This is a genomic window from Shinella sp. G-2 (assembly GCF_050172695.1).
In the GTDB taxonomy this organism is placed as follows: Bacteria; Pseudomonadota; Alphaproteobacteria; order Rhizobiales; family Rhizobiaceae; genus Shinella.
Window position 1 is genome coordinate 496,331 of record NZ_JBBEYH010000001.1, and the last position, 25,345, is coordinate 521,675.

A 25,345-nucleotide genomic window follows, 5' to 3' on the forward strand; every position below is an offset into this window, starting at 1 on the left:
GTTATTCGCGTGCCGCGCCGGCGCCGGCGCGGGCTGCACGACCACCGCGGCGACCACCACCGGCAGCCGGGGCTGCGGCGGCGGCAGCCGTCGCGCCGCCTTCGGCGGGCTTGTGGTCGCGGTAGGTCATGATCCAGTTGGTGCAGTTCGCGTCCGCGCCGTTCAGGACGTTGGCGGCGCGCACGGCTTCCATTTCCTGCGGGCGGCAGGGGTTCATGATGGCGGACGTCATGCCGGCGCCGATGACCATCGGGATGAAGCCGGCATTGATGCCGTGGCGGTGCGGCAGGCCGAAGGAGATGTTCGACAGGCCGCAGGTCGTGTTGACCTTGAGTTCGTTGCGCAGGCGATAGAGAAGCTGGAAGACCTGGCGGCCGGCGTCGCCCAGCGCGCCGATCGGCATGACGAGCGGGTCGACGACGATGTCGTGCGGCTTGATGCCATGGTCCATGGCGCGCTCGACGATCTTCTTGGCGACGGCGAAGCGCACGTCCGGATCCATGGAGATGCCGGTCTCGTCGTTGGAGATGGCGACGACCGGAACGTCGTACTTCTTGACGAGCGGCAGGATGGCCTCGAGCTTTTCTTCCTCACCCGTGACGGAGTTCACCAGCGGGCGGCCCTTGGCGACCTTCAGGCCGGCCTCGATGGCGGCGGTGACGGAGGAGTCGATCGCGAGCGGGATGTCGACGAGGCCCTGGACGATCTCCAGCGTCTGGACGAGCAGGCCCGGTTCGGTCTCGTTCGGGTTGACCGAGGTCACGCCCGCATTGATGTCGAGCATCGTGGCGCCGGCGGCGACCTGTTCCAGTGCGTCCTTGATGACGGTCTCGAAGTTGCCGGCCTGCATTTCCGCGGCCAGCTTCTTGCGGCCGGTCGGGTTGATGCGTTCGCCGATAACGCAGAAGGGCTGGTCGAAACCGATGACGATTTCGCGGGTGGCCGAGGCGACGATGGTGCGTGTCATGAAGGATCCTCTGGGGCAGGGCGCTGGTTCTGGTCTAGCGCGCGATTTCCGGTGTTACAAGCGGCAAGCCGGCGTCAGGCCGGCGCGCCTTCAATGGGGGTGATGGGCGGCTTTTTCCGCCATTTGCTGCTGGTCCTGCTCCTGGCCGTTGCGCGCCGCCTCGATGCGCTCGGCAACGAGCTGGTCCACAGGGTTCGGCTCGCGCTTCCAGGGCTGGCGGCCCTTGAGGACGCCGGAATCATGCACCATTTCCGCGACATATTCTTCCTGGCGGTAGGCCATGACGTGAATGCCGGAAACGCCCTCGATCTCCTTCACCTCGTTGATGATGTCGATGCAGAGCTGCTTGCCTTCCTTCTTCTGGTCCTGGGCGCCTTCCAGGCGCTTGATGACCGCGTCGGGAATGTGGATGCCGGGCACGTTGGAACGGATCCACTTGGCCGTCTTGGCGGAGGCCATCGGGCCGACGCCGACGAGGATGTAGCACTTCTCGTGCAGGCCGAGGTCGCGCACCTTCTTCATGTATTCCCGGAACATCGGCACGTCGAAGCAGTACTGGCTCTGCACGAACTGCGCGCCGGCCTCGATCTTCTTGGCAAGGCGATAGGGGCGGAAGTCGTAGGGCGGGGCGAAGGGGTTGATCGCCGCACCGAGGAAGACCTTCGGCGGCGTCGTCAGCTTGCGGCCCGACAGGAACTTGGAATTGTCGCGCATGATGCGCACGGTTTCGAGCAGCGACATGCAGTCGAGGTCGAAGACCGGCTTTGCGCCCGGTTGATCGCCGGCCTGCACGCCGTCGCCGGTGAGGCACATGATGTTGCACACGCCCATGGCGGCCGCACCCAGGACGTCGCCCTGGATGGCGATGCGGTTCTTGTCGCGGCAGGCGATCTGCATGATCGGCGCATAGCCCATGCGGGTCAGCAGCGCGCAGATGCCGACGGAGGACATGTGGCAGTTGGCGCCGGAGGCGTCGACCGCGTTGATGCCGTCCACCCAGCCGTCGAAGATCGCGGCGCGCTCGTAGACGTCTTCCGGGTTGGCGCTGTCAGGCGGGTTGAGTTCCGTCGTGACGGCGAATTCGCCGCGGCGCAGGACGCGCTCCAGGCGGCCGAGCGAGGAGTGGCCGGGAAGCGGATCGAGCGGCAGGTGGACGCCGAGCGGGTTTTCGTCGAGATGCGCCATGCGTCAAGCATCCTTTCCGGCGGAGGCGGCGGCTTCCTTGGCCGCGGCGGCTTCGGCCGTCACGCGCAGCCAGGAGGAGGTTTCCCGCAGTGACTGGTTCACCGGCTTCTGCACGTTCATGATGGCGTTCCCGTTGGACATGTTCTGCGAGCCCTTCCACGCCTGGACCCAGACGCAGGGCATGTCCGGTTCCACTTCGCAATTGCCGTTGGCGCGCACGCCGCCGCAGGGGCCGTTGCGAAGCTGCTTGGGACAGTTCATCGGGCAGGACATGCCCGTGGAGGACAGCGCGCACTGGCCGCACATGCGACAGTCGAAGAGAAAGCCCTTCACATGACGCTCGACGAAGGTGATCGGCCGCTCCACGCGCTGGTAGCCGAAGAGCTTCCAGACCGGGTGCAGCAGCAGGAAGGCCTCGGCGAAGCGATTGTAGAACCACTCGAAGAAGCGCGAATTGCGCACGGCCCATAGGCGGATGGTGTATTTGTGGCGCGAGCGGCGGCTCGGAGAGACGCCGGCCGGCGTGAAGGCGCCGGTGGCGGCCTTCTTGGCGGGCGCGGCATTGCCGGGTTTCTGGACGGCGTCAGCCATTGTCGCGGCCTCCGGCCTTCACGAGGGCGACGAGGCGTTCGCGGTCATAGGCGGCTTCCAGTTCGGCGGCGGCCCTGTCGGCTTCCGCCTCGAGGTCGTCGGAGACCGGCACCGGATCGGCCTTGCGCCACTCGGCGAGATAGTCGTCCGTCTCGGCGGCGCCGGTGCGCATGGCGCACATGTCGATCGCTTCGGTAAAGCGCAGCGACAGCTCCCGCTTGGCGTTCGTACGGCCCTTCTTGATGATGACCTGGGCGGGAATGTCCCGCCAGTAGACGATGATGCGGTCTGCCATGTCAAAATTCTCCTCGCCCTGACAATGCTTTCTGGCCGCGTCGCGGGCTTCACTCGCCACGACTGCCCCATGCTCAAAAACGACGCGGGATTTTCCGTCCCCGGGGATTTACCAGATGCCGCGGGTCACGCCGTTCCAGAGCCAGGTCCAGATCGGCGGATGATACCATTGCCGCGAGGGCCCGGCTATTTTCAAAGGCTTGAGGTTGCCGGTAACGGCATCCCGCAGGCTTTCGACGATGATGCCGGTCGCCGCCGCCGTCTGGAGTAGCGGATAGGTGTGCATCGTGTCGCGTTTGGATGGTTTCAGTCTTATCTGGTGAAGCACGCCGCCCGTATCGACGCCGGCATCGACGAGGTGCACCGTCGTGCCGAAATTCGCCTCGTCCGCCAGGACGCGCGACCAGTAGCCGCCCTGCAGGCCGCGATATTGCGGATTGATGCCGGCATGGAGGTTGAGCACCGGGCAGGCGACCGCCGCGAGCGTTTCGGCCTTCAGCATGCGCGTGCTGACGAGGAGAAGGGCGGCAGGCCTGATCTCGCCCATCACCGTCACGAATTCCGCGCTGTTGGCGGAGGGAACGGCGATACGGCGAATTGTCGAATCTCTCCGGTCGTTTGCGCCGAACTCCTCAAGGATTTCCGCAATGCGCGCCGTGGTGAAGCGCTTGCCGTATTTCGAGACCACCATGGTCGCTAGCTGCCCCAAGGCCTGCAGCCAGCCGAGCTTCTTCGCCCGACGCCGGATGAAGAGCTTCTTCGATTCGGGCTGTTCCTCGATGACCACGAGATCCGGAAAGGCGGCCTTGACGGCATTGACGACGATTTCGGGATTCTGGCCGGGCTGGATCAGCATGGCGATAGTCGGAGACGTCATTGCGTGGCCCTGTCCGTTCGCGTTCGCCCCGGCCACCTGTTTCTCCCGGAAGCGGAGAAAACGGGCGTGGGGCATTCGAGCCGCACTGTTACGCAAGACGCTTATCGCCGCCTTAAGGCAGCGCGAAAATCCAGCGGAAAGGGATGATTATGCCTTCAGCAGTTCCGCCGTCAGGTCGCCATAGCCGGTGAAACGGTATTCATAGGCAAGACCGAGATAATCCGCCGCTTCCCTGGCCTTCTGTTGCAGGCCCTCATCCTCGACCTGCGAGAGATAGACGAGCTTGGTGTAGTTGCCGAAATACATGTCCTTGAGCTGCGGATGCCGGTCGAGGCCGAGAGGCTCGATGACGAAGGCGCGGAACTGGCGGGCGAGAAAATCGGTGAGGAAGAAGGAGGTGACGTCGTCGTCCTTCGCCGCGAAGGCCTCGTTGCCGGCGAAGAAGGAATAACAGTGCGGCCCGGCGATGCGCTCGACGCCCTCGCGCTCGCAGAGCCGGTCGAGCAGGCCGCCCGTGCCGCAATCCGCATAGCCGACGAAGATGCGCGTGAACCCTTCCGCCCGTGCTTCGGCAATCGCCTGCTCGACGCCGGGCGCGATCTTTTCGGGATGGGCGTGCCAGATGGCGGGAAGACAGAGGAGGTCAATGTGTTCCAGCCCGTTCGCCTGGCGAATGGCGAGGACTTCGCGTGCAATGGCGCCGCAGGCGATGATGCGGACTTTTTCCGCGTTCGCGCGTTCCCCTTTGGGACTTGCTGCTCTAACTTCCGAATCGATGTCATTCATGAGGAGGATCCTGTCATGACCGCGAAACATATTGCCCGTCTCGGCGTCATGCTTGCCGCGCTCGTCGTGCTGAGCGCCTGCGGAAACACCATTCGCGGCGTAGGCCGGGATACGGCCAATGCCGTGGACGCAACCCAGGACGCCGGACGTCGGGTCGCACGGTCCGTCAACTGACAGATCATAGTCGAAGGGCGCCGGTGCAAGACCGGCGCCCTTCTTAATTTCAGCCGGCAAGCATGTTGTGCTTGCGCTTCATGAATTCCTTGGCCGTTTCCACCGCCACGGCCGCGTCGCGGCAGTAGGCATCGGCGCCGACGGCCTTGCCGAATTCCTCGTTCAGCGGCGCGCCGCCGACGAGAACGACGTAGTCGTCGCGCAGGCCCTTTTCCTTCATCGTGTCGATGACGACCTTCATGTAGGGCATGGTGGTCGTCAGCAGGGCGGACATGCCGAGAATGTCGGGCTGTTCGCGCTCGATGGCTTCGAGGTAGTTCTCGACCGGGTTGTTGATGCCGAGGTCGATGACGTCGAAACCAGCGCCTTCCATCATCATGCCGACGAGGTTCTTGCCGATGTCGTGGATGTCGCCCTTGACGGTGCCGATGACCATCTTGCCCTGCTTCGGCGCGCCGGTGGCGGCAAGCAGCGGACGCAGGATCGCCATGCCGGCCTTCATCGCATTGGCCGAAAGCAGAACTTCCGGAACGAAGAGAATGCCGTCGCGGAAGTCGACGCCGACGATGCGCATGCCTTCGACGAGAGCCTGGGTGAGAACGTCATAGGGTGCCCAGCCGCGCTCGAGCAGGATGTTCGTGCCCTCTTCGATCTCTTCCTTGAGGCCGTCGTAGAGGTCGTCGTGCATCTGCTGCACAAGCTCTTCGTCGGAGAGATCGGCGAGAATGATTTCGTCGTCAGACATGTTGGTTCCTCGTCTCCATTGGCACTGCGGTCGCAGGTTCGTCGTACAAGGAATATCCTTCCTCTTGCGCGAACCTGATTTTGAAAGCGACGTCGCATACAGCGAAAAGCGACCCGCCGAACGCTTGTTTCCTCCTTACTCCGTAAAGCCGTGAATTGACAGTGCAAACAGGAGAAGAGCGCTACGATGTCCGTCGCAATCCCGCTATAGTCCTTGCGGCATCGGTATCCAGCGTGCGCCACCGCTTGGCGCATTGAGAACCGCCCTCTACCGGCGGCTTGCTAGCATAGGAAAAGAGGCGTGTTCGGGCGCCGTAAGAACAAGACGAAAAGGGGCCCTCGGGCACCGGAACTAACCAAGGAAAGACGGATCATGAGCGACGATATCCAGCAGGTGGCAGGCGAAGGCGGTGGTCGCCGTTCGCGTGAGGGTCGCGGCGCGGCCGCACGGCGCGCATCGCGCACCGGGGGCGGTCCGGGCCCGTCGCTGCCCTACATCACCCGCAAGATCAAGGAATACGAGGTCCTCGACGAAGAAGGCCTGTCGCTGATCGAGCGCAATGCCGACCGGGTTCTGGAAGAGATCGGCATCGAATTCCGCGAAGACCCGGAAGCCCTTGCCCTGTGGAAGGAAGCCGGCGCGGACGTGCGCGGCGAGCGCGTGCATTTCCCCAAGGGACTTTGCCGCGAACTGCTGAAGACCGCCCCGTCCGAGTTCACCTGGCATGCCCGCAATCCCGAGCGCAGCGTGCATATCGGCGGCAAGGCCACCGTCTTCGTGCCGGTCTACGGCCCGCCCTTCGTGCGCGACCTCGACGGCAACCGCCGCTATGCGACGATCGAGGACTTCCGCAATTTCGTGAAGCTCGCCTATATGGCGCCTTCCATGCATTCCTCGGGCGGCACGGTCTGCGAGCCGGTGGACGTTCCGGTGAACAAGCGTCACCTGGACATGGTCTACACCCACCTGAAATATTCCGACAAGCCGTTCATGGGTTCCGTCACCGCGCCGGAACGCGCGGAAGACTCCATCGCCATGGCAAAGATCGTGTTCGGCGACGAATTCGTCGAAAACAACACGGTCATGATGAACCTGATCAACGCCAACTCGCCGATGGTCTTCGACGAGACCATGGTGGGCGCGCTCAAGGTCTATGCCCGCCATAACCAGGCCTGCGTCGTCTCGCCGTTCATCCTGTCGGGCGCCATGAGCCCGGTCACGGTCGCCGGCACGCTGACGCAGATTCTCGCCGAAGTTCTCGCCGGCGCCTCCTTCACCCAGCTCATCCGCAAGGGTGCGCCGGTTCTGTTCGGCACCTTCGCGGCCTCGATCTCCATGCAGTCGGGCGCGCCGACCTTCGGTTCGCCGGAGCCCTCCCTCGTCTCCTACGGCGCGGCCCAGCTCGCCCGCCGTCTCGGCATCCCGTTCCGTACCGGCGGTTCGCTCTGTGGTTCGAAGATCCCGGACGCGCAGGCCGCCCACGAATCGGCCAACACGCTGAACATGACGCTGCTCGCCGGCACCAACTTCGTGCTGCACGCCGCCGGCTGGCTGGAAGGCGGCCTCGTCGCCTCCTACGAGAAGTTCATGATCGACCAGGACCAGCTCGGCATGCAGCAGAAGTTCGCCGAGGGCATCGACCTCTCGGAGAATGCCCAGGCGCTCGACGCCATCCGCGAAGTCGGCCCTGGCAGCCACTATCTCGGCTGCGCCCATACCCAGGCCAACTTCCAGACCGCCTTCTACCGCTCGCCGCTCGCCGACAACAACTCGTTCGAGCAGTGGGAAATCGAAGGCCAGAAGCGCATCGAGGACCGCGCCAACGCGCTTTGCCGCACCTGGCTGGAAAGCTACGAGGCACCCTATCTCGATCCGTCCATCGACGACGCCCTGCTCGCCTTCATCAAGGGGCGCAAGGACTCGATGCCGGACGCCTTCACCTGAAAGGGTCCCGATCGCGCCAGGGAGCAAGGCGGAGCGACGCGGGTGGCGGACATGATTCAGAAGGAAGTCTGGCGCCCGCATTATGAACTCAAGGGGGACGTGACCAAGTGAGGCCGCGTCGCCCCGCGTTTGAAGAAATCCGTGCGGCTCTTGAGCCGCACGGTCTTTTTTTGCGCGGCTTCGTGAATTTCTCCGAGGGCGAAGCCGCCCCGCTTCTGGCGGACGGTCGTCCTGCCGCCAGCGTCCTTCTCGTCGGCAATATCGGCAGCGCCTTCTGGCCGGCCTTCACCCGCTGGCGTGCGGCGCAGCCGGATCGCGGCGGCACCGACCCGCTCGACACTTGGTCGAAGACTGTTCTCCGCCCGATTGCGGACGCGCAGACCGCCACCGCCTGGTTCCCTTCCGACCCGCCCTGGCAGCCCTTCCAGCAATGGGCCATGCGCGCGGAAGGCCTGAAAGCCTCGCCGCTCGGCATCCTCATCCATCCCGTCTACGGTCTTTGGCACGGCTATCGCGGCGCGCTCGGTTTTGCGGAGAGGATCGATGCGGCGCTCCCGGACATGCAACCGCATCCCTGTAACCGCTGTCCCGACAAGCCATGCCTGACGGCCTGTCCGGCGGCGGCGGTGCGCGCGGAGGCCTTCGATGCCGCCGCCTGCCGCGCCCATCTGCGCATGCCCGAAGGGCAGGGCGGCTGCATGGCCTCCGGCTGTCTTGCCCGCGCCGCCTGTCCCGTTGGCACCGCCTACCGCTATAACGACGCCCAGCTCCGCTTTCACATGGCTGCCCTGTCGCTTTGACCTTTCCGTGGGAATCGCTGCTAAATTCGCCGCATTGCGCGTGGAGCCAAGGGGCATGCGGCCTTTTCTGTTTTTCCCAATCCTGTTTTTCGCCTTTGCCTTGCGGAGCGTTGCCATGGCCGAACCGCCGAAATGCGCCGAGATCGAGCATCTGTCGGGCCGCTACACCGTCTGCACCTTCGATCCGGGCAAGGAGACGATCCGGCTCTATGGCGCGAAGACGCTCGGCACGGCCGGCGCGACCTACGATCAGCTCAACACCCATCTGCTGCGCAACGGCCAGCACATGTCCTTCGCCATGAACGGCGGTATGTACCATCCCGACTACGGGCCGGTGGGGCTTCTGGTGGAAGAGGGCAGGCAAACGGGCGTGCTCAACAGGGGCGATGCGTTCGGCAATTTCTTCATGAAGCCGAACGGGGTGTTCTGGGTGGGGGACGGCAAGGCAGGCGTGATGGAGACGGAGGCCTATGCGAAGGCCGGTCTTGCGCCCGTCGCGGCGACGCAGTCCGGGCCGATGCTCGTCATCGACGGGACGATCCATCCGCGCTTCCTGCCCGACGCCACCAGCCTGCAGATCCGCAATGGCGTCGGCATCCTGCCGGACGGGCGCGTCGCCTTCGCGATTTCCAACGATCCGGTTCGTTTCCACGATTTCGCGACGCTTTTCCGCGACCGGCTGCAATGCCGCAATGCGCTCTTTCTCGACGGCAGCATTTCCAGCCTCTATTCCCCGGAAATCCGGCGCCATGACCGGGACGCCGTCATGGGCACGATCATCGCCGTCGTGAAAAATCTGCCCTGGTGAGAAATTTTTTCAACCGTCACCAAAGGATCGCCGCCTGACGCACGTCTGAAGGGATAGTGCACGCAATCGGGATGGACCCGTGGAAACAGAACTCGTCGAGAAGGCGGCTTTGGGAGACCGGCAGGCATTCGCCGCGCTGGTCGAAAGCCGCTATGATTTCATTCATGCCGTTGCCTGGCGATGGTGTGGCGACCGGCAGGATGCCGAGGACGTGGCGCAGGAGGTGTGCATACGCCTTGCCGGCGCCATCCGCGGTTTCAAGGGCGCGAGCCGCTTCGGCACCTGGCTCTATACGGTGACGCTGAATGCCGCCCGCGACCAGATGCGCAAACGCCGCCGGGCCGAATGGCGCGATGCGGCCTATCTGCGCGAGAAGGCGGTGCTGGAAGGCACGGCCGGCGAGGAGAACAACGAAGAGCTTTGGCAGGCCGTGCGCCAGCTTCCGGACAAGCAGCGCGACGCGGTGCTGCTGATCTACGGCGAAGGCCTCAGCCATGCCGCCGCCGCCGAGGTGCTCGGCTGCGCCGAAACGACGATTTCCTGGCATGTGCACGAGGCCCGCAAGCGCCTGAAGGTGCTGCTGCGCGATGCCGCCGCGTGACGGAAGGATAGACCGATGACCGATCTCGACCTCGAAAAACTCGCCCGCCGCGCGGCCCCGGCCGCCGACGCCTCGGCGCGCGCCCAGGCGCTTGCCGCCGCCATGCAGACCTTCGACGATGCGGAAAAAAATGTGGATGCACCCCAAGGTTCGACCGATGGCGGGCGTCGAAGCTCCATCTTCAACTGGATATGGAGTCCCATCATGAACCGCAGACTTCTCGCCGGCTCGGCCCTTGCCACGCTGCTCGTCGTGCCCGTCGCCGGCCTCGTCACCTATGAACTGGTGCGCAACGGCACGGTGCCGCTGACAAGCGAAACGCAGGTCGTGGCAAAGCCCTCCGAGCAGCAGGACCGGCGTGCCGGCGGCCAGGATGAAAAGAAGAAGGAGGCGGCCAATACGGGTGAGCTCGCCGCGCTTCAGGAGGCCGAGCAGGCGCGGGCGCGGCAATCGGCGGAAGCTGCCGCCAGCGCCAAGGCCGCCGCAGACAGCGAACAGAACGCGCTGGCCGCCGAGCCGCTTGCCGAGATCCGGGCGGACGACGCCCTTGCCGCCGCGCCGGACGCATTCTCGCTCGGCGGCGCCGTCGCGACGGAGGAGCTGAGCCGCGCCGTCGTGCAGCCTTCGGGCGTTGCCGACAGCCTTGCGATGCCGGTGCCGGAAGAGGACCGCGAGCGCTTTGCCTCCGCCGATCCGAACCCCGTGAAGAGCGTCGCCACCGATCCGGTCTCGACCTTCTCGGCCGATGTCGACACGGCCTCCTATTCCTATGTGCGCCGGTCGCTGCTCGGCGGCAGCCTGCCGGATGCGGAGGCGGTGCGGGTCGAGGAGATGGTCAACTACTTCCCCTATGACTGGAAGGGGCCGGAGACGGCGGAGAAGCCGTTCAACGCCACCGTCACCGTCATGCCGACGCCGTGGAACAAGGACACGGAGCTTCTGCATATCGGCATCAAGGGTTTCGACAAGGTGCCGGCGCAGCAGCCTTCGGCCAACCTCGTCTTCCTTATCGACGTCTCCGGCTCGATGGACGAGGCCGACAAGCTGCCGCTCCTGAAAAGCGCCTTCCGGCTCTTGGTCGGCAAGCTGAAGGATACGGACACGGTGTCCATCGTCACCTATGCCGGCGAGGCCGGCGTGGTGCTGGAGCCGACGCAGGCGAAGGAACGGGAAAAGATTCTCGACGCCATCGACAATCTCCAGCCCGGTGGCTCGACGGCCGGGGCGGAGGGCATCGAGACGGCCTACAAGCTGGCGCAGAAGGCGTTCAAGACGGATGGCGTCAACCGCGTCATGCTGGCGACGGACGGCGATTTCAATGTCGGCCCGGCCAGCGACGAGGATCTCAAGCGCATCATCGAGGAGCGCCGCAAGAGCGGCATCTTCCTCTCGGTGCTCGGCTTCGGTCGCGGCGACTACAATGACGGCATGATGCAGACGCTGGCGCAGAACGGCAACGGCACGGCCGCCTATATCGATACGCTCGCCGAGGCGCAGAAGGCGCTGGTGGAGGAGGCGGGCGCCTCGCTCTTCCCCATCGCCAAGGACGTGAAGTTTCAGATCGAGTTCAATCCGGAGCGCATCGCCGAGTACCGCCTGATCGGCTACGAGACCCGCATTCTCAACCGCGAGGATTTCAACAACGACAAGGTGGATGCCGGCGATATCGGGTCCGGCCATCGCGTTACCGCCATCTACGAGGTGACGCCGAAGGGCAGCCCCGCGGTGCTGAACGATCCGCTGCGCTACGGCAAGGGCGAAGCGGCCGAGGCCGCGGCGACGGGCAGTTCGGAACTCGCCTTCCTCAAGATGCGCTGGAAGAAGCCGGATGGCGACACGAGCGAGCTCGTGACGATGCCGGTGACGGACGCCAATGCGGTTGCCGATGTGGATGCGGCGTCCAATGACATCCGCTTCTCCGTCGCCGTCGCGGCCTTCGGGCAGAAGCTCAAGGGTGTTTCCGCCTTGCAGGATTATGCCTACGGCTCGATCCTCGGCCTTGCGGAAGCCACCAGGGGCAACGATCCCTTCGGCTACCGGGCGGAGTTCCTGAAGCTCGTTCAACTGGCCGGCGGGCTTTCGGGCGGGAAGTGAGGCGATTGCGCCTCATGGGCCCCATTGTTGACCCTTCTCCCCGTGCGCGGGGAGAAGGGTTCACGCCGCCGGCTTCTCCCATCCTTTGCCGAAAGAAGCCAATGCGTCATCCGCTTCGCCCTGTCGGCGAAGCGTCGGGGGCGGCAGCCGGATGAGGGGCGCGGTCCAGCGCCTTTCCTTCGTTCGGGGCAGCGCCTCGCAGAAAGGCCTGCCCGCCTCGACGAGGTCGAGCCCCGCATCGCGCAGCAGCCGCCTGTCCTTGCGTGCGACAAGCATCTGCAGGGCTGCCCGCTCCGCCCGCTTTTGTCGATAACGCTTCATCCTCTCCAGCACTCTTGTGAAAATACCCATGGCCGTCGCCTTTCATGCCTTTTGCACAGCCAAGCAAAGCTCTAGACATTTCACAAACGAATAGCGATGATGGCAGGCATCAGAAAAAGCGATGACGCCATGTATCCGCCGCTTGAAAGCGATCTCCTTCGAATCTTCGTGGCCGTAGCGCAGGCCGGCAACGTCACGCATGCGGGTGAAAAGCTCGGGCGGACGCAATCGGCCGTCAGCATGCAGGTGCGCAAGCTGGAGGAGGCGGTGGGCATGGCGCTGTTCGAGCGCGGTCCGCGCGGGGTCGCCTTGACGGTGGAGGGCATGCGGCTTCTGCCTTATGCGCGGCGCATCGTGGGGCTGGTCGACGAGACGACCGCCGCCATGCGCACCTTGCCGCTGGATGGCCCGGTGCGGGTGGGCATTCCGGAGGAATACAATCAGACGGTCCTTCCCAATGCGCTCGCCGCTTTCGCCGAGACCCATCCGGGCGCGGAGGTGACGGTGTTCTGCGGTTATACGGCCCAGCAGATGGAAGCCCTGGAAGCGGACGAACTCGACCTTGCGATCATCTTCGAGTGGGATGGCGGGATTTCCGGCGAGCTCCTGGCGATCGACCCGACAGTATGGGCGACGTCCGTGACGCACAATCTGCATCTGGAACGCCCGGTGCCGGTGGCGTTTTACCGCCGGTCGGTCTGGTGCCGGGAATTTGCCCAGCGCTCGCTGGAGCGCCATGCGATACCCTACCGCGTCGCCTTTACCAGCGACACCAGCGGCGGGCTGCGCTCGGCGGTCGCAAGCGGGCTCGCCATCGCGCCGCTTGCCCGCAGCAACATTCCGCCCGGCGCCCGGGAACTGACGGCCGCCGACGGGTTCTCGCTGGTCGATTCCTCGCGTGTCGTGCTCAAGCGCAATCCGCGCCGGGGCGGGCCGGCGATCGAGGGCATGGCGGATATGATCCGAAAATCCTTCGGGCCGCTGATCCTTCCGGACGATCAGGCCTTCGGATAGGCCCGTTCGAGACCGCCGGAGCGGACAAGACCGGTGCGGAACGCGCCATAGGCGGCGTGCTGGCTGGAGCGGGCGGTTTCCATGAGGCGCATCTGCAACCGCTTGGGCGCGGCATTACCGAGCCATTCGCCGAGCTTTTCCAGCTTCAGCGTGTTGAGGAAGCTGGCGCCGGCGGCGCGGTTCAGTGCAAGGTCCAGGCCTTCCATCAGGTTCTCGTCCTGCTGTGGATTTTCCATCAGCAGACCGAGATAGGCCTGATCCGCCTCGCCGAGCGCGGCAAGCTTGTCGGCCACGGTGTCCCGGTCCGGAAAGGCTGCAAGTTCGGCGCTCATGTCGTCCCCCAGAGAATCGCGTTTCCTTTGGATAGGATGCCCGGCAGGGGCTCGCAAGCGTGCGGTTCTTGTTTAGATTTAAAATCCAATATTGACAAAATGTCCATATTTGGATTGTGTGCCGGCATGTTCGATCCTGCAAATGCCGACATGCTGCTCCGTCAGCACGCTGCGACGGCGGCGGCCATCTCGACCCTGCTTTACCCCCATGCCGAAATCGTTCTGCACGATCTCGAAACGGGGCTGATCGCCGGCATCTGGAACGCCTTTTCCGGCCGCAAGCCGGGCATGGAATCGCTCGTCGAAGACGAACTCGATGAGGCCGGAGAGGGCGGCGTCTACGGCCCCTACGAGAAGACCGGCGAGGACGGACGGCGGCTGAAATCCGTGACGGCGGTGCTTCGGGACGGGCAGGGCCAGGCGGTCGGGCTTTTCTGCATCAACATGGACGTCTCGCATTTCGATGCCGCGGCGAAGGTTCTGGCCGCCTTCACCGGCGCGCCGGCGCCCCGGCCGCCGTCGCTCTTTACCGGCGACTGGCGTGAAGAGATCAACACGGCGCTGCACGATTGGCTGCGCGCCCATGGGCTCGCGCTGACAGCGCTTCGCAAGGGCGACCGGGTGGCGCTCGTCGCCGCGCTGGATGCGCGCGGCCTCTTCCAGACCCGCAACGCCGCCGATCATCTCGCCGGTCTCATCGGCGCCTCGCGCGCCTCGATCTACAATTATCTCGCCGATGCCCGGCGCCAGAACCAGAAGGACAAGACCTCGTGACCACGCTGCCGGATTTCCGCCTCGAAACCCATTTCTCGCGCTGGGAGTTCAAGGCGCGTCACCATATGACGGCGAGCGATGCCGAGACGATGACCATGTCCGAGCTTCTCGCCCTGGCGGGCCCCGAGGATCGCGAGGCCTGGGAGCGCGTTTCCCTCGGCTATACCGAGACCTGGGGCGCGCCGGCGCTGCGCGAAACCATCGCCTCGACCTACGACACCCTGTCGGGTGCGGCTATCCTCACCTTCGCCGGGGCGGAGGAGGGGCTTTACTGCGCCATGCTGGCGCTGCTCGCGCCTGGCGACCATGCCATCGTCACCGTGCCGAACTACCAGTCGATGGAGACCATGCCCGTCACCATCGCGGGCAATGTCACGGGCGTCGCGCTGCGCCCGGAAAACCGCTGGCAGCTCGATCTCGATGACGTGCGCACGGCCCTCCGGCCGGAAACGAAGGTGATCGCCGTCAATTTCCCGAACAACCCGACCGGCGCCATCGCCGATCAGGATATCTTCCGCGGCCTCGTCGACCTTTGCGCCGAGCGCGGCATCCATCTCTTTTCCGACGAGGTCTATCGCGGGCTGGAGATCGATGCGGCAAGGCGGCTGCCGCAGGCGGCGGATCTGTTCGACAAGGGCGTTTCCCTGAACGTGATGTCCAAGGCCTACGGTCTGCCGGGTCTGCGCATCGGCTGGATCGCCAGCCGCGACCATGCGCTGCTCGAACGCATGGAGAAGATGAAGCACTATCTTTCCATCTGCAATGCGCGGCCCTCCGAGGTCCTGGCCGGCATCGCCATCAAGGCCCGCGAGACGATTTTCGCCCGCAATCGCGCGCTCTGCGCGGAGAATGCGGAAAAGCTCGGCGCCTTCTTTGCCGATTACCCGCACCTTTACGACTGGCGCGCGCCGGACGGCGGCTGCGTCGCCTTCACGCGCTATCTCGGCAAGGACGGCGTCGAGGAACATTGCCGCCGGCTGGTGGAGGAAAAGGGGGTGTTGCTCCTTCCCTCCGGCCTCTTCGTCTCGGATCTCCTGCCGGTGCCGACGGACCGGTTCCGTGTCGGCATCGGGCGCCGCAACATCGATGCGGGGCTTGCCGCCTGGCGGGCCTTCCTGGCGGACGGCTGAGCGTTCAGGCCGTCTTGCGGGTAAGCTTTTCGCGCAGGCTGTCGAGATCGTCCACGAACCAGATGGAGCGGCCCTTGTTCGTCTCCCGCACGAAATCGCGCAGCGCCTTGCTGCCTTCCAGCAGCGAGGCGATATCGCCGACGATGGCGCAACGCAGGTGATAGTTGACGAACTTCTGGAAGACGGTGCCGGCGAGGCGCGTCTCCAGCCGCAGGAAGTCCGCCCCGAGACGTTCGACCGGGATGACGACGAGGTCCGCTTCGACCGAGAAGGCGTCGCCGATGACGTCGTTGCCATCGGCTTCCGTTGCGATCGACGGCCCCTGCGGGGGCAGCAGCAGCACCTTCAGGCCTGCGATCTCGGTCTTTTCCATCGGGTCTTCTCCTCTTGTGGCGCCAGAGCGTTTCCAGTGAAATCCGGTGCATCGGAAATCCGCTCGCTTTTTGTTCTTGCCGCACCATCCGACGCCGAAGTGGTGCGGCTTCGGCTGGAAATGCTTCTAGTTCCCTTGCAGGACGTCGGTCGCCTTGTGGCCGTCATCGACGCCGTCGATCAGCATGACGTCGCCGTCCGAATTGCGGGTCCGCAGCGGCAGGATGGCGCGGTAGGCGGGCGAATCGTACCAATCCTCCGCAGCCTTGCGGTCGGGAAACGACAGCATGATGATGTCGCTCGAAAATGTCCCTTCCAGCACGCGCCTGTTGCCGGCGCCATGCAGCACGAACCTGCCGCCAAAAGGCGCCATTGTCGCGTCGATGGCCTCCAGATAGGCGACGATATCCGCTCCCATGGTGACGTTGCGAAGGTGGGCGAGGGCGTAGGTGGTCATCGGGTTTCTCCCTGTCGCGATTGCATTGACCGAAACCTACCGTTGCCCGCGCGGTGGATCGATTACCTTGCAGGTAAGGCCGGCGCCTACGCAGACAGAAAAGCCGCCCGCGGCGCTGGCCGGGGCGGCTGATTTTTTCGCCGTGATGGCGGGGTGTCAGCTCCGGCGGCGGCTGCCGCGCTCGCGGGCGGGGGCTGCGGCGCTTTCGTCGGCGGTCTTGTTGCGCAGCGGGCCGATCTTTTCGATGATCGTTTCGAGCGTCGGGCGCTCGCGCTTTTCGTGGGCGTCCAGCGCCACGCGCATGGCGGCGAGGTGCTCGCAGGACGTGCCGCAGCAGCCGCCGATGATGCGCGCGCCGGCATCGCGGGCGAGGCGGGCATATTCGGCCATCAGCGGCGGCGTGCCGGAATAATAGATTTCCGCGCCACGATATTCCGGGATGCCGCAATTGCCCTTGACCACGACGGTCGCGGACGGGTCTGCGCCGGTCATGTCGAGCAGCGAGGAGAGGATGTCGGACGCGCCGACGCCGCAATTCGCGCCGACCACGAGCGGGCCTGCGCCGATATCGCCGGCAACGCCGTGGATGTCGCGCGGATGCAGGCCCATCATGGTCTTGCCGGCGGTGTCGAACGAGCCGGTATAGACGAAGGGCATGGCAAGCCTGGTGGCGGCTTCCGCGGCGGCGCGGATTTCCTCCGGCGAGGACATGGTCTCGATCCAGGCGACATCGGCGCCGCCGGCCTTCAGGCCTTCGATCTGCTCGGCGAAAGCGGCAACGGCGTCGTCATAGGTGAGTGCGCCGAGCGGGACCAGCAGTTCGCCCGTCGGGCCGACCGAACCGGCGACGATGACCTTGCGCGGCGCCTTGTCGGCGACGGCGCGGGCGATCTCGGCCGCCTTCTTGTTGAGGTCGAAGACGCGATCCTGCGCATGGTGCAGCTTCAGCCGGTGGCGGGTGCCGCCGAACGTGTTGGTGAGGATGATGTCTGCGCCGGCATCGACGAAGTCCTGGTGCAGCTTCGTGATGTTCTCCGGCTTCGCCTCGTTCCACAGTTCCGGCGCTTCGCCGGCTTCCAGGCCCATGGCGAAGAGCGAGGTGCCGGTTGCGCCATCGGCAAGCAGGAAGGGCTTTTCGGCAAGAAGCTGGGCAAGCGGGTTCGTCGCGGTCATGGATCCATCCTTTGTTTGACACATCATATAAAGATTTCTTTATGTGATTGCAACGATGCTTTGCCTGCAAAAGAAAAGGGCGCCCGAAAGGCGCCCTCGCTGTCGGTTGGCAGGAGAAGGTTCAGGCTGCCTTCGCCTCATGGCTGGTATGCGTCACCATGGCGGAGATGATGGCGCTGAGGCTGAGCGCGCCGATCGGCCGGCCGGCCTCGTCCACCACATGGGCGAGCGTCTGGTTGGCGGCCGTCATGGCGCGGGCGGCCATTTCGAGCACCGTGCCGGTGGCGATCGGCATTCCCTCGGGGTTGCCGGAAAGCGGCGCCATGATCGTCTCGACATTCACCACGCGGCCACGGTTCACCTCCTTGACGAAGGCGGTGATGTATTCATCGGCCGGATTGAGCACGATTTCCTGGCCCGTGCCCTGCTGCACCACCATGCCGTCGCGCAGGATGGCGATCTTGTCGCCGAGGCGCAGCGCCTCGTCGAGGTCGTGCGTGATGAAGACGACGGTCTTCTTCAGCTCTTTCTGGAGATCGAGCAGCACGGTCTGCATGTCGACGCGGATCAGCGGGTCGAGCGCCGAATAGGCTTCGTCCATCAGAAGGATGTCGGCATCGTTGGTGAGCGCCCGGGCGAGGCCCACGCGCTGCTGCATGCCGCCCGAAAGCTGGTTCGGATAGTGGTTCTCGAAGCCTTCGAGGCCGACGCGGGCAATCCACTGCTTGGCGCGCTTTTCCCGCTCCGCCTGAGCGACCCCCTGGATTTCGAGGCCATAGACGGTGTTTTCCAGAACCGTGCGATGCGGCAGCAGCGCGAATTTCTGGAACACCATCGCCGTCTTGTGGCGGCGGAATTCACGCAGGTCGTTCTCGTTCATCCGACAGACGTCGACGCCGTCATAGAGCACCTCGCCGGCGGTCGGGTCGATCAGCCGGTTGATGTGGCGGATCAGCGTCGACTTGCCGGAGCCGGACAGGCCCATCACCACCATGATGCCGCCGGCGGGCATGGAGATGTTGATGTCGCGCAGACCCAGCACATGGCCATATTTCTGGTTCAGTTCGGCCTTGCCCAGGCCGTTCTTGACCGCATCGACATAGTCGCCGCCGCGGGGACCGAAGATCTTGTAGAGATTGCGGACCTCGATTGCATGACTAACCATGAATTACCTCCGAATGCTTCTGCAGCCGCCTGCCATATGCCTGGCTGGTGCGGTCGAAAATGATGGCGATGGCCACGAGCGCGAACCCGTTGAGGAACCCGACCGTGAAGAACTGGTTGTTGATGGCCTGGAGCACGTTCTTGCCGAGCCCGCCAACGCCGACCATCGAGGCGACCACGACCATCGCCAGCGACATCATGATCGTCTGGTTGATGCCGGCCATGATGGTGGGCAGCGCCAGCGGCATCTGCACGTTCTTCAGCTTCTGCCAGCCGGAGGAGCCGAAGGCGTCGGCTGCTTCCAGCACCTCCTTGTCGACGAGGCGGATGCCGAGATTGGTGAGGCGGATCATCGGCGGGACGGCATAGATGACGACCGCGATGAGGCCCGGCACCTTGCCGATGCCGAAGATCATGACGACGGGAATGAGATAGACGAAGCTCGGCATCGTCTGCATCACGTCGAGGATCGGGTTGACGAAGGACTGCACCCGGTCGGACCGGGCCATGAGAATGCCGATCGGAATGCCGATCACGATCGCGATCAGAGTACAGACCGTCACCATGGCGAGCGTCACCATGGTGTCGTTCCAAAGGCCCATGAGACCGATGGCGAACATGGAGACGGCGGTGCCGATGGTGATCCTGATGTTGCGGCTGCCGAAATAGACGATCGCCAGCATGAGGATCAGGATGATCGGCCAGGGCGAACTGACGAACAGCCGTTCGAGATAGTTCAGAAACCATTGCAATGGCTGCACCATTGCATCGATGGCATTCACATAACTTCTGACGAGGCTCTTGAAGCCGTCGTCGATGGTCTTTCGCGCCGCGCGGACGCTGACGTCACTGAAGGCTGGAAACTTGCAAAGAAAGACCGGCAACAATTCGCATAGGCCTGCCATCCTCATCCCCTCTTTCTACCGGAAGTTATTGTTCTGCATCGCAATATAATTGTGTTGCATTGCGAAGCGGAACGGTGCGCACAGGGATATTCTTGTTCTGGTTTCCCGGCTTGCAGTTCGTCATCGCACGAACTGCAGCTTGATACTGTGCTGTTTGCGACCTCTGCAGTTTCTTGGATGGCGTCGGGCGGCGCCCGCGCCTCGTTCAGGTCGCAAGAGGTGCCGGCAGCCGGGGAGGGCTGCCGGCCCTGTTCCTGTCAGAGAGCGGCCTTGACCTTCTCGGCGACCTCGGGGCTGACCCACTTGGTCCACATGTCCGGATAGGTTTCGAGGAAGTGCTTTGCCGCGTCCTCGTTCGTGCCCTGGTTCTCGTCCATCCAGGCGAGGACCTTGCCGACCGTGCCGTTGTCCCACTGGCGGGTCTTCATGTAGTCCATGGCGACGCCGGCCTTTTCGGAGAAGGCCTTGGTCACGACGGTGAAGACGTCGGAGGTCGGATAGGAATTGACCTTCGGGGTCGGGCAGTCCGGCACCGCGGTGCAGGCATCCCAGTCGGCCTTGTCGTGGTCAACGCCGAAGGACAGCTTGGTCATCTCGTACTTGCCGAGAATGGCGGTCGGCGCCCAGTAGTAGCCGAGCCAGCCGCTCTTCTTTTCGAAAGCGTTGGCGATCGAGCCGTCGAGGCCGGCCGCCGATCCCGTGTCGACGAGCGTGAAGCCGGACTTGTCGGCATCGAGCGCGCGATAGAGGTTGTCCGTCGAGACCTGGCAGTTCCAGCCCGATGGGCAGTTGTGTACGGCGCCCTTGGATGCGTCTTCCGGCGCGGGGAAGAGTTCGGGATGCTTCAGCGCGTCCTGCACCGTCTTGATGTCGGGATGCGCGTCGGCGAGGAACTTCGGAATCCACCAGCCTTCGACGCCGCCTTCCGACAGGAGAGGCGCGAGCTGGATGAGGCGGCCTTCGGCAATCGCCGCGTCGAGCGGCGTGCGCACGGCGTTCACCCACATTTCGGGCGCCACGTCCGGCTCGCCCTTTTCGTTCATGGAGGTGAAGGTCGGCATGGTGTCGCCCGTCACCAGCGTGACGGTGCAGCCATAGCCGTTTTCGAGGATGAGCTTGTCGACATGCGCGGCGACGCCGGCCGAAGCCCAGTTCATTTCGGCGATCGAGACTTCCCCGCATTCTGCCGCCTGGGCAGAACCGGCAAAGCCATAGAGGCCGGCGGCGAGGATGGTGGAAGCAAGGAGCTTCTTCATAAGGTTAAGACCTCCCAAGTCTTGAGATGCAGCGTTCACCCCGGAAGGCAGCGCAGGTTACTGCGTTATCCCGGCTGCCCGAAAGTTTTGCGACAGACATGGAGGTTCGATGCCAGGTGAGGCGAGCCAATCCCCCTGCTGCAGTAGCGCCGAGTCCCTTTTTCTTGCTTGCCGACGGAACCCTGTCGCCGGCAGCATGTGTTCGTGCGCTACATAAGCAAGCCTACGGGTTCCTATTGAGAAATCAACCTCCTGCGCGGCCGAAGGGGTGTTCGCGGGCACTTGCCGGCGGGCAAACGTCTGGAAATCCGGCTATCCTGCGGTAGAAATTTTGGGCGTTTGCTCGCATCAGGGCAAATGTCCGTGCCGTGGTTCGACCGCTGTGGCGCCATGGTCGCCGAAAGCGGACATATCCTGTTCCGAATGCGTCGATTTCGCCGTCAGAAAAATAATCCAGATTTTTTCCAAAAAAATTCGCGATTCATCTTTGCTTAAGCTCCCGATAACGGTCCGGTAAGGATGTGCCGCTATTGCTTTTGTCACGGCGGGGGACACCGCCGCCCGCTCCGGAAAGGTATTGCGTACCGGGGTGCCTGGGCTCCGACGTGTTTTTGTCGGACGCCGCCATGCGTATTTTGGCAAGCCGTGCATCACCGCAAGGGATGCACGGCTTTCGCCGTTTCAGGGCCCGGAAAGACAACGAAGAAATAGACAATAAAAAACGTCGCCTCCCGGAGAGAGGCGACGCTTGATGCGGGCAGGACCTGACGTCTCGCCCGAAAGATCAGCCGACGTTGCGCGTGCGGATGAAGCCGAGCGGGCCGAGCGGGGCGTCCATGACGACGTTGCGCACGCGGGACTGGCTCTTGGGGGCTTCGCCGTTCCAGGCGATCTGTACGAAGTTCGGCTTGCTGAAGATGAACAGCATGGTCTTTGTCCTTGAAACCCGAAGCCACGCGCCTCGGCTGTGTGATGGTGTTGATATAGGCTTCTTCACCGCAAAAACCATGGTCGTTCACGGCGCAATATGTCGCAAAAGGAATAGCATGACAGCCATGCCGTTCTTGCATGGCGGCGTGTTGCCAAAAAGCCGGGCGGCCGCGCAGGAATTGCGGCAAGATTGCGGTAAATCAGGGCTTTTCGGCGGCAGACGGGAATGCTAGGAGGGCCACATGACCAGAACGATCATGCTGCAGGGCACCGGCTCGGATGTCGGAAAAACGGTATTGGTGGCGGGCCTCTGCCGCATCGCGGCCAATCGCGGGCTGAAGGTGCGTCCCTTCAAGCCGCAGAACATGTCGAACAATGCCGCCGTTTCCGCCGATGGCGGGGAGATCGGCCGCGCCCAGTGGCTGCAGTCTCTCGCCGCCCGGGTGCCGTCCTCGGTGCATATGAACCCGGTGCTGCTGAAGCCGCAATCGGATGTCGGCAGCCAGATCATCGTTCAGGGAAAGGTCTTCGGCCAGGCCAAGGGACGGGACTACCAGGCGCTCAAGCCGAAATTGATGGGGGCGGTGCTGGAAAGCTTCGCGACCGTCTCCGACGGCGCCGATCTCGTCGTCGTCGAAGGGGCGGGCTCTCCGGCGGAAATCAACCTCAGGGCCGGCGACATCGCCAATATGGGTTTTGCGACGCGCGCGGGCGTGCCCGTCGTGCTTGTCGGCGATATCGACCGCGGCGGTGTCATCGCCTCGCTGGTCGGCACCCATGCCATCCTGCCGGAAGAAGACCGGCGCATGGTCACGGGCTATCTCATCAACAAGTTTCGCGGCGACGTCACCCTGTTCGACAGCGGAATTTCAGAAATCGGCCGCTTCACCGGCTGGCCCTGTTTCGGCGTCGTGCCGTGGCTGAAGCAGGCCGCCCGGCTGCCGGCGGAGGATTCCGTCGTGCTCGAGCGACTTGCCAAAGGCGGCGGCGGGGCGCTGAAGGTCGCCGTGCCGGTGCTGCCGCGCATCGCCAATTTCGACGATCTCGATCCGTTGAAGGCCGAGCCGCAGGTCGACCTCGTCTTCGTCAGGGCCGGCGAACCCTTGCCGGCGGACGCAGGTCTTGTCGTGCTGCCCGGCTCGAAGTCCACGATCTCGGACCTCAGGGATTTCCGCGCCGCCGGCTGGGATCGCGACCTTGCGCTCCACATGCGCCGCGGCGGCCGGGTCATCGGCATCTGCGGCGGCTACCAGATGCTCGGGCGGCGCGTTACCGATCCGCTCGGCATCGAAGGCAGCGAGCGGGCGGTGGACGGTCTCGGCCTGCTCGAGGTGGAGACGGAAATGGCGCCGGAAAAGACCGTGCGCAACAGCGTGGCCCGTTCCCTGCAATATGATGTGCCGCTGGAGGGCTATGAAATCCATCTGGGGCGCACCACGGGGCCGGATGCGATGCGCCCCGCCGTCACGATCGATGGCCGGGCCGACGGCGCGGTCTCGGCCGATGGCCGCGTGATGGGCACCTATCTGCACGGCCTGCTTTCGAGCGATGCCTACCGGGCGCGGCTGCTTGCCGATTTCGGCATTGCGGGCGGCGGCTTCGATTATCGCGCCAGCGTCGATGCGGCGCTGGACGGGGTTGCGGCGGAGCTGGAGGCGGTGCTGGATCGCCGCTGGCTCGACGGCCTTTTAGGTGCTTCTGATTAAACCGGCCTCCTGAAACGTACAGCCATCGGGTTCCTTCGCCGCCGATCTGCCGCACCAAAGTTGCGCCAGAATTCGGTGCGAGGAGTGACGGAAATCCGCCCGCTCGCCGGGCGCTGACGCCTTCGCGCGATCCGAAAGGGTGAAATACATGGGTTCTGGACCTCTCGCACGATCCGTTCTGGCCAGCCTGGTCGGGCTGTCGCTCGCCGGCCTTCCGGCGGCCAGCTTCGCCCAGACGGCCAAGGAAGCCACCAGCGCGGGAAAGCGCTGGGAGGAAGAATTCTCCCTCTGGCAGAAAGTCTCCTCCGGCAGCGATGTCGCGCAGTATGAAGGCTATCTGAAGCAATATCCCAACGGCACCTTCGCCTCGATGGCGCGCCTGCGCATCGCCGAACTGCAAGCCGCCGGCAAGACGAAATCGGCGACGGCCTCCACGGATGACGCGGCCGCCAAGGCCAAGGCGGAAGAAGCGGCAGCCGCCGAGACGAAAAAAGCCGAGGAAGAGGCGAAGGCCGCGGCGGAAGCCAGGAAGGCGGAGGAGGCGCGAAAGGCCGCCGAGGCGAAAAAGGCCGAAGAGGCGCAGAAGGCCGCCGAAGCGGAAAAGGCCAAGGCCGCGGCGGAAGCCGCGCGGCTGAAGGCCGAAGCGGATGCGAAGAAGGCCGAGGAAGAGGCTGCCGCGCGCAAGCTTGCTGCGGAAAAGGCGGCGGCGGAAGAAAAGGCGAAAGCCGAGGCGGCCGCCGCGGAAAAGGCCAGGGCCGAAGCCGCTGCGGCGGAAAAGGCGAAGGCCGAGGAAGCGGCTCGCCTCAAAGCGGAGGCGGACAAGAAGCAGGCCGCCGAGGCGGCGCGCCTGAAGGCTGAAGCCGATGCCGCCGCCGAAAAGGCCAAGGCGGAGGAAGCCGCCCGCCTGAAGGCGGAGACCGACCGCAAGAAGGCCGAGGAAGCGGCCGCCGCCGAGAAGGCGCGCGCCGAGCAGGAGGCGCTTGCCCGCCGCGAAGCTGAAGCCAAGCGTATCGAGGCGGAGAAGGCCGCTGCTGCCGAGAAGGCGCGGATAGAAGAGGAAGCCGCCGCGGCCCGCAAGCTCGCCGAGGAAAAGGCTGCGGAAGTCGAGCGGCTGAAGGCCGAGGCCGCCAAGGCTGCGGCGGATGCCGAGGCGAAGGCCTCGGAAGCCGCCCGTCTGGCCAAGGAAGCGGAGAAGCGTGCGCAAGAGGCTGAAGCCGCCAAGAAGCAGGCCGGCGAAGCCGTCACCGCGTCGGGCGAGGCCCAGGGCACGGTGAAGGACAATCGCGGCCTTGCCGTCGACGGGACCGTCGTGGACAAGCAGGAGGAAGAGACCTTCCAGAAGGCGGTGCTCGCCGGCTCGGAGAAGGCCTACCGCGCCTATATCGCCCAGTATCCGAACGGCCGGTACGTCAAGGAGGCCCGCACACGTCTCGCCGCCCTTGCCACCGTCGCCAAGCCGAAGCAGGAAACCGATGCTGAAGCGGAAGCGGAAACGCCGGCCACGGCCGAAACCGAACGCAAGACTGCCGAAGAGCCGGTCGTCGATCCGCGCGAAGCCTATCTCGGCCGCGTCATGCGGGCCGAGGCGCAGCGCTGGCTGAGCATGCTCGGCTTCAACACCTATGGCGCGGACGGCGTCTTCGGCCCGCGCACCCGCTCGGCGATCGCCGCCTGGCAGGGATCGTCCGGGTACCGCGCCGACGGCTATCTCTCGCGCCAGCAATACCGCGCGTTGCGGGATGCCGCGCAATATGCCGAGGCCCGTCAGCATCGCCAGCGCCGCTACGAGCGTGACTACGACGTGCTTGAGGGTCCCGTCGACGGCTATTACGACGGCCCGTACTATCGCGACGAGAACTATTACAACGGCCAGGGCGGTGTGGTGATCATTCCCGGCTATTGAGCCGGGTCATTGCGATTGCGACGGCTGGACGACGGTTTCAGC

27 protein-coding genes are annotated in these 25,345 nt (G+C 64.5%); 11 read left to right on the forward strand and 16 right to left on the reverse strand.

Going from position 1 to position 25,345, the window contains the following annotated elements:
- Nucleotide 1 precedes the first annotated feature (1 nt).
- The 6 genes from V8U06_RS02505 to V8U06_RS02530 form a co-directional block, all read right to left on the reverse strand.
- Nucleotides 2-967 carry a methyltetrahydrofolate cobalamin methyltransferase gene (locus V8U06_RS02505; protein ID WP_427139365.1) on the reverse strand — a complete coding sequence of 322 codons (966 nt, stop codon included), beginning with the start codon at nucleotides 965-967 and terminating at the stop codon, nucleotides 2-4.
- 90 nt (nucleotides 968-1,057) lie between these two features.
- Nucleotides 1,058-2,152, reverse strand: a complete 1,095-nt coding sequence (locus tag V8U06_RS02510; RefSeq protein WP_226918684.1) for a methylenetetrahydrofolate reductase — start codon at nucleotides 2,150-2,152, stop codon at nucleotides 1,058-1,060.
- 3 nt (nucleotides 2,153-2,155) lie between these two features.
- The gene (locus V8U06_RS02515) at nucleotides 2,156-2,743 is read right to left on the reverse strand and encodes a methylenetetrahydrofolate reductase C-terminal domain-containing protein (protein WP_226918685.1); all 588 of its coding nucleotides are present in this window, start codon (nucleotides 2,741-2,743) and stop codon (nucleotides 2,156-2,158) included.
- Entirely contained in the window at nucleotides 2,736-3,038 is a 303-nt protein-coding gene (locus tag V8U06_RS02520; RefSeq protein ID WP_226918686.1) for a virulence factor, read from the reverse strand. Before V8U06_RS02520 ends, V8U06_RS02515 begins: the two co-directional genes overlap by 8 nt.
- Before the next feature lie 108 nt (nucleotides 3,039-3,146).
- Nucleotides 3,147-3,914, reverse strand: a complete 768-nt coding sequence (locus V8U06_RS02525; protein ID WP_427139366.1) for a formyl transferase — start codon at nucleotides 3,912-3,914, stop codon at nucleotides 3,147-3,149.
- A 147-nt stretch (nucleotides 3,915-4,061) separates the two neighbouring features.
- Nucleotides 4,062-4,700: a DUF1638 domain-containing protein gene (locus tag V8U06_RS02530; RefSeq protein ID WP_427139367.1), complete on the reverse strand. Its 639-nt coding sequence runs from the start codon at nucleotides 4,698-4,700 to the stop codon at nucleotides 4,062-4,064.
- Between the two features lie 48 nt (nucleotides 4,701-4,748).
- On the opposite strand from V8U06_RS02530, the gene V8U06_RS02535 reads away from it, so the two are divergent.
- Nucleotides 4,749-4,874, forward strand: coding sequence for an entericidin (locus tag V8U06_RS02535; protein WP_427139578.1), 126 nt, complete (start codon nucleotides 4,749-4,751; stop codon nucleotides 4,872-4,874).
- 49 nt (nucleotides 4,875-4,923) lie between these two features.
- Here V8U06_RS02535 and V8U06_RS02540 read toward each other — a convergent pair whose 3' ends face one another.
- The gene (locus V8U06_RS02540; RefSeq protein WP_064330367.1) at nucleotides 4,924-5,619 is read right to left on the reverse strand and encodes a corrinoid protein; all 696 of its coding nucleotides are present in this window, start codon (nucleotides 5,617-5,619) and stop codon (nucleotides 4,924-4,926) included.
- Between the two features lie 372 nt (nucleotides 5,620-5,991).
- Between V8U06_RS02540 and V8U06_RS02545 the strand changes: the two genes are divergently transcribed.
- The 5 genes from V8U06_RS02545 to V8U06_RS02565 all read left to right on the forward strand — a co-directional run bounded on the left by V8U06_RS02545 (nucleotide 5,992) and on the right by V8U06_RS02565 (nucleotide 11,866).
- Nucleotides 5,992-7,563 (forward strand): trimethylamine methyltransferase family protein, encoded by a 1,572-nt coding sequence (locus V8U06_RS02545; RefSeq protein WP_226918690.1) that lies wholly within the window; start codon nucleotides 5,992-5,994, stop codon nucleotides 7,561-7,563.
- 107 nt (nucleotides 7,564-7,670) lie between these two features.
- Nucleotides 7,671-8,363: a ferredoxin gene (locus tag V8U06_RS02550; protein ID WP_427139368.1), complete on the forward strand. Its 693-nt coding sequence runs from the start codon at nucleotides 7,671-7,673 to the stop codon at nucleotides 8,361-8,363.
- Between the two features lie 115 nt (nucleotides 8,364-8,478).
- On the forward strand, nucleotides 8,479-9,171 hold the full coding sequence (locus V8U06_RS02555; protein WP_427139369.1) for a phosphodiester glycosidase family protein: 693 nt from the start codon (nucleotides 8,479-8,481) through the stop codon (nucleotides 9,169-9,171).
- 79 nt (nucleotides 9,172-9,250) lie between these two features.
- Nucleotides 9,251-9,772 carry an RNA polymerase sigma factor gene (locus V8U06_RS02560; RefSeq protein WP_427139370.1) on the forward strand — a complete coding sequence of 174 codons (522 nt, stop codon included), beginning with the start codon at nucleotides 9,251-9,253 and terminating at the stop codon, nucleotides 9,770-9,772.
- A 15-nt stretch (nucleotides 9,773-9,787) separates the two neighbouring features.
- Nucleotides 9,788-11,866 (forward strand): vWA domain-containing protein, encoded by a 2,079-nt coding sequence (locus V8U06_RS02565; RefSeq protein ID WP_427139371.1) that lies wholly within the window; start codon nucleotides 9,788-9,790, stop codon nucleotides 11,864-11,866.
- Between the two features lie 60 nt (nucleotides 11,867-11,926).
- Here the strand turns inward: V8U06_RS02565 and V8U06_RS02570 are convergent, their stop codons facing one another.
- The gene (locus V8U06_RS02570) at nucleotides 11,927-12,217 is read right to left on the reverse strand and encodes a hypothetical protein (protein ID WP_427139372.1); all 291 of its coding nucleotides are present in this window, start codon (nucleotides 12,215-12,217) and stop codon (nucleotides 11,927-11,929) included.
- A 99-nt stretch (nucleotides 12,218-12,316) separates the two neighbouring features.
- Here V8U06_RS02570 and V8U06_RS02575 point away from each other — a divergent pair, with 99 nt between their 5' ends.
- Nucleotides 12,317-13,201, forward strand: a complete 885-nt coding sequence (locus tag V8U06_RS02575; RefSeq protein ID WP_427139373.1) for a LysR family transcriptional regulator — start codon at nucleotides 12,317-12,319, stop codon at nucleotides 13,199-13,201.
- Here V8U06_RS02575 and V8U06_RS02580 read toward each other — a convergent pair.
- The gene (locus V8U06_RS02580; protein ID WP_427139374.1) at nucleotides 13,186-13,533 is read right to left on the reverse strand and encodes a hypothetical protein; all 348 of its coding nucleotides are present in this window, start codon (nucleotides 13,531-13,533) and stop codon (nucleotides 13,186-13,188) included. The two genes, V8U06_RS02575 and V8U06_RS02580, sit on opposite strands and share 16 nt — an antisense overlap.
- A 126-nt stretch (nucleotides 13,534-13,659) precedes the next feature.
- On the opposite strand from V8U06_RS02580, the gene V8U06_RS02585 reads away from it, so the two are divergent.
- Together V8U06_RS02585 and V8U06_RS02590 are read left to right on the forward strand one after the other, a co-directional pair.
- Entirely contained in the window at nucleotides 13,660-14,307 is a 648-nt protein-coding gene (locus V8U06_RS02585) for a helix-turn-helix transcriptional regulator (RefSeq protein WP_427139375.1), read from the forward strand.
- Nucleotides 14,304-15,437: an aminotransferase class I/II-fold pyridoxal phosphate-dependent enzyme gene (locus V8U06_RS02590; protein WP_427139376.1), complete on the forward strand. Its 1,134-nt coding sequence runs from the start codon at nucleotides 14,304-14,306 to the stop codon at nucleotides 15,435-15,437. The genes V8U06_RS02585 and V8U06_RS02590 overlap by 4 nt, the downstream gene beginning before the upstream one ends.
- 4 nt (nucleotides 15,438-15,441) lie before the next feature.
- Here V8U06_RS02590 and V8U06_RS02595 read toward each other — a convergent pair whose 3' ends face one another.
- From V8U06_RS02595 to V8U06_RS02625, 7 genes are all read right to left on the reverse strand, one after another.
- Nucleotides 15,442-15,810 (reverse strand): DUF4180 domain-containing protein, encoded by a 369-nt coding sequence (locus tag V8U06_RS02595; RefSeq protein WP_427139377.1) that lies wholly within the window; start codon nucleotides 15,808-15,810, stop codon nucleotides 15,442-15,444.
- Nucleotides 15,811-15,936: 126 nt separating this feature from the next.
- Nucleotides 15,937-16,266 (reverse strand): DUF1330 domain-containing protein, encoded by a 330-nt coding sequence (locus tag V8U06_RS02600; RefSeq protein WP_427139378.1) that lies wholly within the window; start codon nucleotides 16,264-16,266, stop codon nucleotides 15,937-15,939.
- Between the two features lie 156 nt (nucleotides 16,267-16,422).
- Nucleotides 16,423-17,439, reverse strand: coding sequence for a betaine--homocysteine S-methyltransferase (gene bmt / locus V8U06_RS02605; protein WP_427139379.1), 1,017 nt, complete (start codon nucleotides 17,437-17,439; stop codon nucleotides 16,423-16,425).
- 121 nt (nucleotides 17,440-17,560) lie between these two features.
- Entirely contained in the window at nucleotides 17,561-18,604 is a 1,044-nt protein-coding gene (locus V8U06_RS02610; RefSeq protein ID WP_226918703.1) for a quaternary amine ABC transporter ATP-binding protein, read from the reverse strand.
- Complete coding sequence (locus V8U06_RS02615; RefSeq protein ID WP_427139380.1) at nucleotides 18,597-19,508, reverse strand: ABC transporter permease; 912 nt, start codon at nucleotides 19,506-19,508, stop codon at nucleotides 18,597-18,599. The genes V8U06_RS02610 and V8U06_RS02615 overlap by 8 nt, the downstream gene beginning before the upstream one ends.
- Nucleotides 19,509-19,765: 257 nt before the next feature.
- Nucleotides 19,766-20,764, reverse strand: a complete 999-nt coding sequence (locus V8U06_RS02620; protein WP_226918705.1) for an ABC transporter substrate-binding protein — start codon at nucleotides 20,762-20,764, stop codon at nucleotides 19,766-19,768.
- 784 nt (nucleotides 20,765-21,548) lie between these two features.
- Nucleotides 21,549-21,692, reverse strand: a complete 144-nt coding sequence (locus tag V8U06_RS02625; protein WP_226918706.1) for a hypothetical protein — start codon at nucleotides 21,690-21,692, stop codon at nucleotides 21,549-21,551.
- Nucleotides 21,693-21,936: 244 nt separating this feature from the next.
- Between V8U06_RS02625 and V8U06_RS02630 the strand changes: the two genes are divergently transcribed.
- Nucleotides 21,937-23,400 carry a cobyric acid synthase gene (locus V8U06_RS02630; protein ID WP_427139381.1) on the forward strand — a complete coding sequence of 488 codons (1,464 nt, stop codon included), beginning with the start codon at nucleotides 21,937-21,939 and terminating at the stop codon, nucleotides 23,398-23,400.
- A 148-nt stretch (nucleotides 23,401-23,548) separates the two neighbouring features.
- On the forward strand, nucleotides 23,549-25,303 hold the full coding sequence (locus V8U06_RS02635) for a peptidoglycan-binding domain-containing protein (RefSeq protein ID WP_427139382.1): 1,755 nt from the start codon (nucleotides 23,549-23,551) through the stop codon (nucleotides 25,301-25,303).
- The last annotated feature ends 42 nt before the right edge of the window (nucleotides 25,304-25,345 follow it).